The 12,640-nt window shown below is 61.1% G+C and carries 17 protein-coding genes; 8 read left to right on the forward strand and 9 right to left on the reverse strand.

The window, feature by feature from the left end; genetic code table 11:
- Window positions 1-85: 85 nt before the first annotated feature.
- Entirely contained in the window at window positions 86-2,140 is a 2,055-nt protein-coding gene (locus SS05631_RS09650) for a hypothetical protein (RefSeq protein WP_037423460.1), read from the reverse strand.
- Window positions 2,140-3,570, reverse strand: a complete 1,431-nt coding sequence (locus SS05631_RS09655; protein WP_037423457.1) for a terminase large subunit — start codon at window positions 3,568-3,570, stop codon at window positions 2,140-2,142. Before SS05631_RS09655 ends, SS05631_RS09650 begins: the two co-directional genes overlap by 1 nt.
- 159 nt (window positions 3,571-3,729) lie before the next feature.
- Here SS05631_RS09655 and SS05631_RS09660 point away from each other — a divergent pair, with 159 nt between their 5' ends.
- Window positions 3,730-4,071 carry a GFA family protein gene (locus SS05631_RS09660; RefSeq protein WP_037423455.1) on the forward strand — a complete coding sequence of 114 codons (342 nt, stop codon included), beginning with the start codon at window positions 3,730-3,732 and terminating at the stop codon, window positions 4,069-4,071.
- A 33-nt stretch (window positions 4,072-4,104) separates the two neighbouring features.
- On the opposite strand, the gene SS05631_RS09665 is transcribed toward SS05631_RS09660, so the two are convergent.
- Window positions 4,105-4,260, reverse strand: coding sequence for a DUF3309 family protein (locus tag SS05631_RS09665; RefSeq protein ID WP_037423507.1), 156 nt, complete (start codon window positions 4,258-4,260; stop codon window positions 4,105-4,107).
- A gap of 344 nt (window positions 4,261-4,604) precedes the next feature.
- Between SS05631_RS09665 and SS05631_RS09670 the strand changes: the two genes are divergently transcribed.
- Window positions 4,605-5,006, forward strand: a complete 402-nt coding sequence (locus SS05631_RS09670) for a hypothetical protein (RefSeq protein WP_037423452.1) — start codon at window positions 4,605-4,607, stop codon at window positions 5,004-5,006.
- A 70-nt stretch (window positions 5,007-5,076) separates the two neighbouring features.
- Here SS05631_RS09670 and SS05631_RS09675 read toward each other — a convergent pair whose 3' ends face one another.
- The gene (locus tag SS05631_RS09675) at window positions 5,077-5,442 is read right to left on the reverse strand and encodes a hypothetical protein (protein WP_083854223.1); all 366 of its coding nucleotides are present in this window, start codon (window positions 5,440-5,442) and stop codon (window positions 5,077-5,079) included.
- Between the two features lie 887 nt (window positions 5,443-6,329).
- On the opposite strand from SS05631_RS09675, the gene SS05631_RS09680 reads away from it, so the two are divergent.
- Both SS05631_RS09680 and SS05631_RS09685 read left to right on the forward strand, forming a co-directional pair.
- Window positions 6,330-6,524, forward strand: a complete 195-nt coding sequence (locus SS05631_RS09680; RefSeq protein ID WP_037423450.1) for a hypothetical protein — start codon at window positions 6,330-6,332, stop codon at window positions 6,522-6,524.
- A 196-nt stretch (window positions 6,525-6,720) separates the two neighbouring features.
- On the forward strand, window positions 6,721-6,900 hold the full coding sequence (locus SS05631_RS09685) for a hypothetical protein (protein WP_037386694.1): 180 nt from the start codon (window positions 6,721-6,723) through the stop codon (window positions 6,898-6,900).
- Between the two features lie 28 nt (window positions 6,901-6,928).
- Here SS05631_RS09685 and SS05631_RS09690 read toward each other — a convergent pair whose 3' ends face one another.
- The 4 genes from SS05631_RS09690 to SS05631_RS09705 form a co-directional block, all read right to left on the reverse strand.
- Window positions 6,929-7,297, reverse strand: a complete 369-nt coding sequence (locus tag SS05631_RS09690) for a BA14K family protein (RefSeq protein ID WP_050988334.1) — start codon at window positions 7,295-7,297, stop codon at window positions 6,929-6,931.
- Window positions 7,298-7,542: 245 nt separating this feature from the next.
- A complete protein-coding gene (locus SS05631_RS09695; RefSeq protein ID WP_083854219.1) occupies window positions 7,543-8,037 on the reverse strand; it encodes a BA14K family protein in 495 nt (164 codons plus the stop codon).
- 196 nt (window positions 8,038-8,233) lie between these two features.
- Window positions 8,234-8,842 carry a hypothetical protein gene (locus SS05631_RS09700; RefSeq protein WP_037423447.1) on the reverse strand — a complete coding sequence of 203 codons (609 nt, stop codon included), beginning with the start codon at window positions 8,840-8,842 and terminating at the stop codon, window positions 8,234-8,236.
- A gap of 133 nt (window positions 8,843-8,975) precedes the next feature.
- Window positions 8,976-9,476 carry a helix-turn-helix domain-containing protein gene (locus tag SS05631_RS09705; protein ID WP_037423446.1) on the reverse strand — a complete coding sequence of 167 codons (501 nt, stop codon included), beginning with the start codon at window positions 9,474-9,476 and terminating at the stop codon, window positions 8,976-8,978.
- A gap of 302 nt (window positions 9,477-9,778) precedes the next feature.
- Between SS05631_RS09705 and SS05631_RS09710 the strand changes: the two genes are divergently transcribed.
- The 4 genes from SS05631_RS09710 to SS05631_RS09725 all read left to right on the forward strand — a co-directional run bounded on the left by SS05631_RS09710 (window position 9,779) and on the right by SS05631_RS09725 (window position 11,797).
- A complete protein-coding gene (locus SS05631_RS09710) occupies window positions 9,779-10,456 on the forward strand; it encodes a helix-turn-helix transcriptional regulator (RefSeq protein ID WP_037423501.1) in 678 nt (225 codons plus the stop codon).
- A gap of 208 nt (window positions 10,457-10,664) precedes the next feature.
- Window positions 10,665-10,991, forward strand: a complete 327-nt coding sequence (locus SS05631_RS09715) for a hypothetical protein (RefSeq protein WP_037423442.1) — start codon at window positions 10,665-10,667, stop codon at window positions 10,989-10,991.
- Window positions 10,991-11,254, forward strand: coding sequence for a hypothetical protein (locus SS05631_RS09720; RefSeq protein WP_037423441.1), 264 nt, complete (start codon window positions 10,991-10,993; stop codon window positions 11,252-11,254). The genes SS05631_RS09715 and SS05631_RS09720 overlap by 1 nt, the downstream gene beginning before the upstream one ends.
- Window positions 11,255-11,302: 48 nt before the next feature.
- Window positions 11,303-11,797: a hypothetical protein gene (locus tag SS05631_RS09725; RefSeq protein WP_037423439.1), complete on the forward strand. Its 495-nt coding sequence runs from the start codon at window positions 11,303-11,305 to the stop codon at window positions 11,795-11,797.
- A gap of 49 nt (window positions 11,798-11,846) precedes the next feature.
- On the opposite strand, the gene SS05631_RS09730 is transcribed toward SS05631_RS09725, so the two are convergent.
- Window positions 11,847-12,563 carry a pentapeptide repeat-containing protein gene (locus SS05631_RS09730; protein ID WP_037423499.1) on the reverse strand — a complete coding sequence of 239 codons (717 nt, stop codon included), beginning with the start codon at window positions 12,561-12,563 and terminating at the stop codon, window positions 11,847-11,849.
- Window positions 12,564-12,640: the final 77 nt, after the last annotated feature.

Raw genomic sequence — 12,640 nt, forward strand, 5'->3', positions numbered from 1 at the left:
CGTTGCAAAGAACAAGCAAAGGTAGCGAACATTTTTCATGCAGTAGGCATATTCTGAGGCGTAGCGGGTTTCAACCCCCCAACTTTCATCCTGTTCGTCCTCCGATATGGACCGACGTTACCGGCTCGCCGCTCACTGCCTCCGCCAGGCTCTGCTGGCGCTTTAGGTTCAGCTCGGCGTCGATCTGGTAGCGCTTCAGGGCGCCGTTCTGCTGGAGTTCGGCAAGCGTCAGCTCGCGCTCGATCTCCAGCTTCCGCCGGTTGTTTTCGGCTGAAAGCCGCGCCTTCTCGGCGTCCACGTGTGCCCGCATCTCAAGCTTCTGCATTTCCGGGTTCGGCTGGTTGGCGCTCGCCTGCATCCGCCGCTGGATCTCCTCCGGCGAGGGCTTCGAAAAATAGAGGTCGGGCGATTTCAGCCCCGCGGCCTCCACCGATTTGGCGATGCCGTTATAAAGGTTGTCCGGCGAGACATAGGGGTTGTCCGGCCCGAGTGTCATCAGCAGTTTTTCCTGAAGCTGCTGGACCATCTGCACCATCATCATGTCGCGCTCGCGGGTCCCGGCGCCGAGCCCGGCATTCACCGTCGCGTCCATCCCGGCGTTCCAGTGGCGGGGGTCGAAGCTCACCCATTGGCCGCGCAGCCTCACCATGCGCGGCCGGTCCTGGTGCTTGATGACGAGCCGAAGCAGGCCCTTGAAGACGCGCCTCAGCCCGTGCGCGAAGGTGCGCACCATCAGCTCCGTCTGGCCGATCCCCGCCTGCTCGATCAGCGCCGTCGCCCGCGCCGTCATGTTCGTGAGCGCGTCCGGCGCCAGCCCGCTCGAAGCGTCCGAAATGCCGGTGCGGTCGGTCGCCTCCTGGTCGAGATAGGAGAGCATCGCGAAGGATTCCTTCGCGACGAATGGCACCATGGTGTAGCCGAGTGCGGCGCGCGCATCGATGCCCTGGCTGACGCGGATCGGCTGGCCGAATTTCGGATTGAGCACGCTTTCCGGATTGGCGATCGCGCCCTCCTGGACGATCGGCTGCTGGTTGTTCTGCCAGTAGAGATTGTCGAGCGTCTGGCGCATCAGCACGGTCTTCACCCGCTGGATTTCCGCCAAGTCGTCGGTCACCGAGCCGCCCTCGCGCTGATGCGGGCGCCGCTCGACGATCAGGTCGGCGAAGGGCACCTCGTCCCACTCGTCATTGGAGATGAGGTTGTCCTCGCCCGTGCCGCCGGCGAGCACGATGCGGCGAAGCTCCGCGATGCCGTCGTCGTCGGCATCCACCTTCACGTAGAGCTCGTAATAGTCCACCTCCTCGAGCGCCTTCGGCACCGCATCCTTGGCCTCGAAGGCACCGCGCCGGCGGGTGAATTCCTCGTCGTCGCAGCCGCCGTCGCCGGTCGAAGCCGGCAGGCTCTCGATGAGATCCCGGTCGTGTCCCATCGCAATCAGGTCCGTGCGGCGCATGCGCGTGGCAATGCCGGTGATCGGGCTGTCCTCGATCGAAATCGCATCCGGATGGATCAGGAATTCTTCCAAAGGCACCCCGGCCAGCCGCGGCGTGCCCTGCTCGCTCCGGCGGCGGATCTTCACATTGTAGAGCGGCTGCTCGACCGGACCCTGTAGCGTTTCCAGCACTTCGACCGTTTTCGATTGCTCCAGCACCTCCACCGCGTCGTCGCCGACAAGCTGGATCAGCGCCGCCTCGTCGAGCCCCGTATGGGTCGAGACCTGAACCGTGGCCTCCTTCTCATACCACCAGCGGATCACGCCGTTCCGGAGCTTCAGCGCATCATGCGCCGCGTCCTGCACGGCGTCGTAACCATTGCTTTCGGGAAAGACGACATAGTTGATGTAGTCGGTCGCCTGTTCTGCCGCCGCCTCGTCGCCCTCATTGACCGGGACGTATTCCACCACCTTGTCGTTGCCGAGAATGGTGCGGATCAGCGACGGCAGCACCTTCTTGATCGCCGCGCGCACGTCGCGAGAGACGACTTTCGAGCGGTTGGCATCGGCCGGCACGTCCTTCATCGTGCCGTCGTAATATTCCATCGCCTTGATGCGATCGATCGCAAGCTCATCGCGATAGTTTTCGCAGTCCTTGACGAGCTCGCTCACAAGGGCGCACAGGCGTTCATCGGTCATCGCGGCCATCAGAGAACCTTTCGGGCGGTGAAATTCCAGTTTGCGTTGCCGTTGTTCGCTCTCGCATAGCGCTTCATCATCAGCGCGTAGCGCGAGGCGGAGATCAGGTCGTCGCGCTCCTTGACAATCCTGCCATTCTTTCGGTGGTAGAGACGGAATTCCTCGAACCATTCCGTACAGGTGGAAAACACCTTCCAGCGCCCGGTCTGCATCCTTTGCAGCATGTCGGAAAGCCCGGCCTCGACACCGTTGGTGCCGTCGTCGAAGGTCGCCCGCTCGGAAAGCAGCGCCAGTCCCTGTGCGCGATATTGGGCGGCAAGCTGCTCGCCGCTGCCCTTGTCGTGCTGCAGCCCGTCATGCGGCCAGGCGAAAGGCAGCCAGGCTCCCCAGGGCTTCAGCGCCGCCGCATGGATGATCGGCGTCGCCTCCCGCTCGCGATAGAGTTTGGTCACATAGAAGACGTCGGCGTCGCGGTCCCAGGCACAGCCGGCGGCGGCGAAGGGGTGGTCCCAGCCGAAGTCGATGCCGCCGATCTGCACCCAATGTTTCGGCACATCGAAGGGCTCGACGCGGATCGCCTCCTCCGTCACGGGAAAGATGCGGCCGGAGCCGAGAGCCGGTACCCCCTTGGTGCGCGCTTCGCGCTCATGGGCAGGGTAGCTGTCGATGATCCTTTGGCGTTCTTCGGCCGTATAGTGCTCGGCCTCATCGATCGTCATGGTGATCACTTGGCGATCCGGCGACTTTTCCATGAGATATCGCGCCACGACGCCGCTCAGGCCCTTGAGCGGCGTGAAGGTCACGGCAACCGAGCCGCGCGTTGCATTGGTGCGGGTGATGCCCTCGAAATAGACGTCCTCCGGCGGCTCCTCGTCGAACCAGACATAGTCCACCGTGTTCGCCTGCCACTTGCCGCGCCCCTGCTCATAGGCCTTGAAAAGCAGCGTCGAGACGCCGCCGGAGACATGCCGCACCGTTACGCTGTCGAGTGCCCCGGACGCGCCGGAGCGCCGGGTTGTCGCATGGATCGCCGCCTTCGGAATGAAGCCCGTGCCCCAGTCCTCCTCGGTCAACGGCGGCCCGACGAGCAGCCGCTGCACGCCGTCGCGCGTCAGCTCGTAGGATTCCGAGCCGGCGAGCATGACGATCGGCTTCTCGAAGCGCCTCCCCTGCCACCAGTCCGGGTAACGCCCCGTCAGATGCATCGCCGCTTCGGCCGCTCCCGCCAGCGTCTTGCCGAGCTGGTTGCCCGCCATGAACAGCCGCTCGCGATAGCTGGCTCCGGCCGAATGAAAGTCCCTCTGCTTGGAGTACGGCCGGTACCGCGCCAGAATATCGGTCCTTCGACGCCGGTCGAGCTCCGCCATGAGCATGGCCTGCTCTTTCAGCATCGCCGAAATCTCGGGCGCGCCCGCGGCGGATGTGCTGGAGGGTGTCATCCGTGGCGATGCCCTGTCTGGATAGAGGTCCGCGCGCGTGTCGTTCGTCAGCAGAGGAATGTCGGCCGAGGTGGCACCGCTGGACTGCGGTCGGATAAGGTCGATAATGCCTCAATCGACGACTGCCCGCTCACGGGGCGCCGATGGGGAGACTCGAAAATGATCGAAGGCCATTGCCATTGCAGGTCGGTTCGCATCACCGTGCCGGTCCGCCCTGAAACGCTCGGTGATTGCAATTGTTCGCTCTGCAGCAGGGTTGGCGGGCTCTGGGGCTATTACGCCCCGAGCGACGTTACGGTCAGCGATGAGGAGAAGCGCCTCGTCGGCTATGTCCAGGGCGACAAGACGCTTACCATGTTCCATTGCAGCATCTGCGGCTGCATCACCCACTGGTCGCCGATCGGTCGCAGCGCGACGAAGATGGGCGTGAACCTGCGGATGTTCGATCGCTCGGTCTGGGAAGATATCCCGCACCGCCTTATCGACGGCGCGGCTTGGTGAAAGCCGGCGGGTCCTGATCGGACCCGCCGCACATCATATCCTGCCCATCAGCAACAGGATCAGGAGTATGACGACCACCACTCCGAGCAGCCCGGAAGGGCCATACCCCCAGTTGGCCGAATAGGGCCAGGCCGGAATGGCACCGATCAGGAGCAGTACCAGAATAATAAGAAGGACGGTTCCAAGCATATCGCGATCCTCCGCTGCACGTTTCGCGATTTTGGCGAAAATTTCATGCAGCATTCCAAGTTACTGCAGCGATTTTGTCGCGTCCTGAAAGAGGACGGCGCGCTGCAACCAGTGTTTCACGCTTACGGAATGCCGAAGGGTCTCTGTTAGTTCCGTACGGGAAAGCCCGCACCTTCATGAGAGCGCGGCGCGGCGGTGAGCATCGAACGCGCCCAACGACATCGGATCGTCCGAATTGTACCGTCGGGAACAGCCGAGAAGCTGAAAAGGCGCTCCTATGGGCTCATTCTCAGCATTTTGAGAGCGTGCTAATGTTCTCTTGGCTACACGGGGGAGGAATCCAAATGCCACCTATTGCAAATCTTTATTTCAGAACCGCCATCGTCTTCTTGATCTTGGGCATCTCGATCGGGCTCCATATGTCGATTTCGGGGAATCACGCCGCCACTGGCGCCCACGCGCATGCCAACCTGCTCGGCTGGGTCACGATGGCGATCTTCGGCGGCTATCACGCGCTCAATCCGCAGAAGGCGGCAAGACGTCTGGCGACGATTCAATACGCCGTCTACACATTCGGCGTGGCCGTCTTGATCCCGTCGCTCTATCTGTTGCTCTCCGGCAATAGCGCGATGGAGCCGATTGTCGCCGTCTCGTCGCTCATCGCCTTTGCCGGAGTTCTCCTGTTCGCCGTGATCATCTTTTCGAGCAACGAGCCTGTCGCGGTTGCGGCATCTCCAGCACGCTGATCAGTGCTCCACGACGGATAATGGCGCCGCACCCAGCGGCGCCTAGTCGCTGCCTCTCACGCACTGGCGATCAGGGCTTGGAGGTCGGCTTTCGCCGGGCGCGCGCCTTCTTTTCGAGCAACGGCCGTATCACCGTGTCCAGCGCGCGAATCCGTTCGATTAGCTGTTCGTTCGAAAGCTCGTCCATGGCGTTCGTGCTTGCACTCAAATCCTTCGGCGTGACCGCAGCAACGAGCTTCAAGTAAGTCTCCGGCTTCTCCTCCCGAATGCGAGCGATCACACCAGCGCCGTGCGCAGCGAAGTCCGCCTGAACAGCATCCAGGAATGCACCGCCAAGTCGGCCACGTCCACCAGCAGCCTGTTTCGAAGCAAGTCCCTCCGCGACCGCCAGATCGTCGGCCGTTTCTGTAGCCGGCTGCGTTTCATGACCCACCATTGCGACCCCGCTCGTCTTCGTCATCCCTTTCGCGGCGCCAAAACGCTGGCGTCGACATCGCGGCCGGCGATGCCGCCAGCTCGCGTGCCGCTCTCTGGAAGAGCAGGCATCGAGCGAGCCACGCACCGTAATACTTCCGAACCGCCATGCGGATTCGGATCGACGCGAAGACGCATCGCCGGCCGCATACGGCACCGCGGCGTCTAGACACGCGCTGGCCGCCGTAAGCTTTGATTAGTAGAAAACTACGCAGTGCTGGACTGACAACCTATCCCGGGTCGAAGTGCCGGCATCAACTGCTGTTGCTGCAGGAGGAGGACAAAATTCCTATCCTTGACTTAAGGAATACTCCGAGAACCCTGAACGCGCAAGCCGCGCGCCGCGGCTTTCGGTTCGATTTTCCGGTTAGCCACAGAATTGTGCGAGCAGCCTGCACCGCCAAGTCATGAAGCGCGGCGTGCGCCTTTTCCCTGCCTTCTCCGGGGTGATGCTCGCCGATTATCCTCAGCCAATGCTGTTATACAGGCGTATATTACAATCTGCTTGCATAATACATTGGGCTCTGTTTCAATCCTCGAAGGGTTGATGCAAAAGGGCTTGGGCCTAGGTCTCTTGAGGAATGCTTCAAACCGCATGACGCTAACGAATACCCCGGCATCGCACCGATTTGCGGACGCTGGACTGATGCCCTCTCCGGGCGAGCCATACTATCATTTGAATGCCGTCAGCACCCCCACGGAAGCTGACGGCGCTATTTAAACTGACTGCCAAGACGCGGTGCCAACCGCGGTTATTTTTAGAAGCTAAACATTTTGCCCGCGTCCCGGTCGCGCCGGGAACCAGAAAGGCCCTCAACGCATTGCCTCGCGGGAGAAGGAGTTGTCCACATGCGCAACCATTGGATCTATGTCGCCATCGGATTTATCGCCGGCGCTGCGTTGTTTCTCTCGACTGCCTGGCAGCGCACGCCGCCGGTCCAGGAGGTCACCCTGAAGCTCGAAAAAACCAGCCGTCTGCATGCGCCCACCATCCAGACCTCGTTCGTCATGGAGCGCTTCGGCCCTGCCACAGCGGTAGAGTAACGACTCCACGGTTTCCTCGTCCTCCAGCGCTCTTGCGTTTCTGAGAAGGATGCGCAAGGTACTCGCAACCTGCCGGCACTAAAGCGCCGCGCGTCCTTTCGGACGAGCAAAGTCGCTTGTAGCAATTGGAAATACTGCATGTTTCCTTCACGGCTCCGATTGAAGAAAACATGCAGTGGAAGCGAGGGAGTCCGCCTTGAATTCTGACAAGAAACCCGCTGCGACGATCCGGGTCGAAAAGCGCATGAACGGCCGCTGGGCCTTCGTGCTCACCTATCGCGGGGTGACCTACCCTGCCCAGGGCCAATTTGGCAGCGAGCTTCAGGCGCAAGCGGCGGCGCAGGCCGCAATGAAATTGCTTGAGAGGCGCGGCTGACGAGCGCCTTTTCGGCTCGCTTCGCGTGTCAGTCGTAGGGCGAATTGCACTGGCGGCGACGGCCACGGAAGGGCTGATAGCTGTTGTCGTCGAAGCGGTATGAGGCATAGCGCTCGAGGCACCAGCGCAGATGGGCGTTCAAGTCGAGGCGGATTTCGCGGCGGGGGCGCATCCGCGTCCCGGCGGCCCCGGGCAAAGGCCCGCCGACCGTCGCCCCCGGCCCGATGCTGATATCCGGTCTTTGCCCTTGATAGCGCATGCCATAGCTTGGGTAGCGGGGCAGGACAAAGTCCCTGTATTGCCGCTCCACAAAGAGTTCATGCTTGGAAGGTCCCCCGCAAATGCCGATGCATGTTTGCCCCTCCACCGGGGCAGCAACTGCCAGCGCACTCAACATCGCCAGGGAGATGATTGATGATGTTTTCACAGGCCTAGCCGTCAGTCTCGCAGAAATGCCCCTACGCCGGAGATCGCCCCAGGCGCAGCCTTGATCGGGCTTCGATATTAGCAGATTGTCAGCCGCCCTTCCCCTCATTTCCTGGCGTGCCTTTAGGGGCCGGAAAACATAGAACCGAAGCCAGCCCGCCTCGAAATTCACGAGACGGGCGGCGATCATGGAGTTCGGGCTAAGCAGGTCTCACCTTACATATAAGGTGAAACACACTGTCGCCGCGGACCGTAGTAGGGCTGGAACGTATTGTCGTATGCCCGATAGGACCGATAGCGTGCATAGCACCATTGGGTATGGCCATTGCCGCCGGCGTAATATCGTGGCGCAGGAGCATAGTATCGCGGCTGCGCGAGCAGCCCGCCGATCAGTGCGCCGGCCGCCAGACCGCCGAACAGCGCGCCTATATCGTCATCGTCGTCATCGTAATGGCGATAGTGATGGCGACGGTATCCGTTCCGATAGTGGCGGTTGCTGTAGTGCCCGCGCCGATAATCGCGCCCGCGAAAACACGGATATCGGCATCCCCGCCCTTTGAACTGTTCGCCCCGTTCGTAGGAAAACTGCACCCGCTGAACATCGGCGGTCTCAGCCCTTATCGTGGGCATTGTTGGAAACGCCTCTGCGGGAGGAGGAACGCTGCTCATCGCCGTCGCCAGCGACAGGGCAATGATTGCTAGCCTTTTCATTGCCTACACCTTTCGTAGGATATTAATCCCTTCGAAAGAGAGAATGGCCGAATTCTGTTTTTGTGCCAGCACCTAGAGACCGATCACGAAGTGTTGATCGGTCTCGACCAGCCTGGCCTGGCCGGACTGGTTACAGCTCAGTTTCCGGCCGGCCGATTCTCGAAATCCATCAGTAGGTTTATTTTCCTATCATTAGTTAAATGGATACTCTCTCGCCGTAGTCGCGCAAGCCCTTTTCGGAGACAAGGGCGTTCAAGCCACGCTTCAGCCACAGCAATTGCGCCTCCGGCATCATCCGCAAGCCTTCATAGTCCATCACGCACACGTTGAAGACGGTCGTCTTGACCTGTCGCCCCTCGTCGCATCCGAGCAACACGCCTTCGAGCCGCATCACTTTATCGGACGCCCGCTTGATCTGACGATGGCGCTCCTCGTTCGTTTCGGGGGCATGTCCCCGCACCCGGTCGATCGCTTGGGCGCGGACGCTTGGAAAGGGGATACCGGTCAGGTGATAGTATCGCGCCATCCCCTTCGCATAGTCATCTCCCGCTTCCCTTTGCGCCTCGGTGATCCGCCCGTCGAGGAACAGGCGTCCCAGCGTGTAGCCGGCAAAGCTGCTGCTTGTTTCGAGCCCGTGCATGCGCTTGCGCGCCGCAAGCGCCACCGCCATCGCCTCCTTCTCGCTCTCCCGCTTGGACCAACCGGGCTTGATCTTGCCGCAGGCGAAGCGCTCGGCGTTTGCTTTGCGCGGACGTCCAAGTTGCGCTTTTCGCTTGGCACGGAGCTTCTGAGCCTTGCTCATCATGTTTTATCCTTTCGATATCGGAACGAGAAAAATGGCAGTCGATTTCCGTCCTTGAGGACGGCCTCGGCGCGGACCGACAGCGTGTCAGCCTCGGCCACGGGTCGTAGATCGAAATTGTGCCAAGTGAGGTGGATTAGGGAGCCGCGCCTTTCACTGCCGCAAGCACCGTCGTGTGGTCGCGATGAAAGATGCGGCCGATCCGCGGCAGCGACAAATCCTTGCGCTTCTCATATACCGCCCGCATGCAGGCGTGCCGTGGCTTCACCAGCCGGCGATCGCGCCGCACGCTGATAATGTCCGCCCATGTCACCCCTGGGAAATCCGCAAGGACGGCGGCAACGATCTCTTCGATCGAGGATTGCTCGTCATTCGCTTCGCCGTCGCTGTCATCCGCAAGCCTGCCGGAAAGCAGCATTTGAGCCTGCGCGAGCAGTCGCGCTTCCGCATCGGCCAAATCCTCCTCGAGCGCAGCGATCCGGCGTGTTTTTGCTGCACTTTCGGTGGCGAGTTCGACCACCTGCATTTCGAGTTCGGCTATTGCCGCCGATCGGCTTGGCGCTGCGGTAGAGCCGGCCAGTCGCTCGCGCACCGCGAGATAATGCCGGTGTTGCCTTGCGAGTTGCGAGTTCGTCATGTTTCCTCCTCTAACGTCCCAAGCGCCGCTCGACGCCCTGCCCGTTCCATCCTCGACTTCTCAAGAAAGAGGTCCGCGTCGAAGCCATCCGCAGGAGGCAAATGCTGCAGCCCGAAGGTCGGTCGCTCCGGGCCCGATTCCCACGTTACTCGATGGCACGCTGGATAATCGCGTCCTCCCCTGTGGAGATCGGATATGGGCTGTTCATAGGCGTCTCCATTGTCTGACCTAACCATCAATGACACCACGAATGTTGCAATGTCAACATGATTTATGTTATACATGTTGTTATGCCCCATGTCATGAATGAAAAAGCTGAACGACTACGGCAGGCGCGCATCAGGGCGGGCTACCGCTTCGCCTCCGATGCGGCGAACGCCCTTGGCATCGTCGCCTCGACCTATCGCGCCCATGAGAACGGTCAGAATGAGTTCGAGCTTGCCGAGGCCGAGATTTACGCCCGCAAGTTCAACGTCGATCCCTATTGGCTCATGCGTGGCAAGGCCGGGGACCCGATCTCTATCCCCTCGACACGAGTGATCGACCCACCGAACGCCGAGGTGGGCGCGAAGGTGGTCGGACAGGGCAAGAAAATCCCTGTCTTCGGGCAAGCCGTCGGCGGTGTAGATGGTGAGTTTCTGATGAACGGTACCATGTTGTACGAAGTCATGGCGCCGCCTATTCTTTCAGACATCTCAGGAGCCTATGCTGTCTCGGTATCCGGCGATTCCATGTCTCCCCGTTACGAAGACGGCGAAGTTTGCTTCGTCGACCCCGAGCGCCGCGTCAGGAAGGGCGACTATGTGATCGCCCAGATCCGCCTGGAAGAGGGCGGCGCCCTGCTCGCCTATGTGAAGAAATTCGTCCGGCACAATAGTTCCGAGCTGGTGCTCGAGCAGTTCAACCCGCAAAAAGAACTGCGCTTTGAGGCTCACACAGTGCACTCTGTCCACTACATCGCCCTCGCCGGAAACGCCTGAAGTTCGTTGCCTGCCTGCGTCACTGAACGCCAGCATATCGCAAGAAGCGGACGTCCAATCCTGCCCAGGCTGTCACAACCGCCCGCGCTGCAACACAAAAAACAACATGCATAATGTTGACATCAGTCGTGTTGTGCGGAATGCTGTCTTCGACACAACATCTCGGCGGCGGCGGGGTTCCTGCCGGCTGAGACAACAGGAGCGCCGGATGTCCATTCCCGTAATAAGATCCAATCTCCACGACCATGTGGAAGAACTCTTCTCCGCCGATCTGCTGCGCTCGAGCGACGCGGAAAATCAGAGGGCGTTAAAGACATTTCTCTCCTGCACCTATTCAAGCCTCGCCTCGCTGACCTGGCACCTTGGCGCCGACGGCCACGTTTTTCAGCGCGAGGCCGTCCCTGCGGCAGAGATCGCCGACGAGGCTTACTTCGAAAGAAATCTCGAGGATCAGTTTTCAGCTGGGCGAGACGATCAACCGCAGAAATCACACGGAACACACAATCATCGCCAGCAATTCGGGGGCTCGTTGTAATGCACGCCGAGACATATGCCGTCGTCAATCTCGCTGCCTTGAACCTCATCGAAGCCGTGAGCGCCGCCTATTTCGTCACGGAAGAGGAATCTGCCGCCCGCCACGAGTTCCGGGCGCGCGAAATGCTGAAGAAGGTCGCCACGGCGTTGGGATATGAGGTGACCGCGGTCGTTCCAGGCGACATATCCGCGGAGGGTCTAAAGGGAAGCCGTCCGTCAGCCAACGGTGGCCTGAGGCTCGTGCCCAACGCACTCGTGGAATAGGAATTCAGATATAGTTGCGCGATGTCCAGGGAACCGGCAGGAGCAGACGTGATTGGAGACGTCACCGAAAGGTCCTACGAACCGCTGACCTCGGCCGATCTGAGCATGCTCGCCTCGGCCGCCATGCGGGAACTTTGCGCTATTTTTGATCGTGCAGCGGTCGCCGGCCTCCACCGCCACCGTCTGATCCTGCTGGCTCTCGCACAGGGAAGCGCGCTCCACTACCTCGACGGCGCGAACGGCATCAAGGACTTCGACGTCTGGGCATTCTTCGAGGCCGGGCCCGCAAAGCCATTTCCGCACCGAAGACGCTGGTGCAGCGACCTCGGTCCGTCGCGTTTCGGCAGGCATCCCGCGGATGCCGGCTATTCCGGCCGCCGCCTCGACCTCATGGGCCGATCGATCGAGGTGGCGAGCGACGAAACTGCCGAGGACGCCGTGCGGCGGTGGCTGGCCTCACGCGCGAGATCGGCGATCGCGCTTCGCTGCAAGCCGATGTTTTGCCTGTTCCCCGAGCGTTCCTTCGGCAAACGCATCAACTGAATTCTTCCGCGGCTCGCGTCTTCTCAGTCGCCTGATTGACCAAACATCATCAGTCGTCATCGGGAGGGCACGGCCATTTGGCGGGGGCAGTCAGGCCAGTGGGCAGCTTCGTTGCGGCGTCACCGCAAGCGAGATCGACCTGCTCCTGGCTAAGCCCCTTCGCGGCCGCCAGGTCCAGTCCCTCGATCCTCGTCAGGAACATGAAGGCGCGGTCGAAATCGATCGGCCCCTCGAAAAGAGCTCCGCTCAAATTGGCCCGCGAGAGATTCGCAACGGAGAAGCGCGTGCCGGTCAGAACGGCCTTGTCGAAGTTTGCACGGCCAAGTTCAGCTTTCTCGAAGTCGGCCCCCTTCAGCTTTGCGCCGGTGAAATCGGCACGCTGCAGCTCGGAACTGACGAACAGCGCACCCTCGGCAGAAATGCCGGAGAAGTCACCGCGATAGGCCTCCACTCTGGAGAAATTCGCCTTATCGGCCCTGGCGCCGGCAAGCGAGGCACGCACCAATGTGGCCTTTTCCAGATTCGCCGCCGTAAGATCGGCGCCGTTCAGATCCGTGGCGGCAAAATCCGTATCGACCAGATTGCTGCCTTGGAGGTTGCTGCCACCGAGCATCAGCTGCCGCTTGTTGCATTGCCGCCAGTCCACCCCCGGTCCCGGCAGGCTCTTGCAATCCGCAGCCGCCGCACCGCTGGCAAAGCCCGACACCGCAAAAGCGACAAGGCATGCAATGAGGCCGCGCTGTTTGACGGCCTCGCGTGAAGTCATCGCATGCTCGGCCGATGTCCCCGCCCACAAGACCATATAGTCCGCTCCTTGAGAGGAATGCTATTTTATTACCGAAC

Origin of the sequence: Sinorhizobium sp. CCBAU 05631, assembly GCF_002288505.1 — a bacterium.
GTDB classification, from domain to species: domain Bacteria; phylum Pseudomonadota; class Alphaproteobacteria; order Rhizobiales; family Rhizobiaceae; genus Sinorhizobium; species Sinorhizobium fredii_C.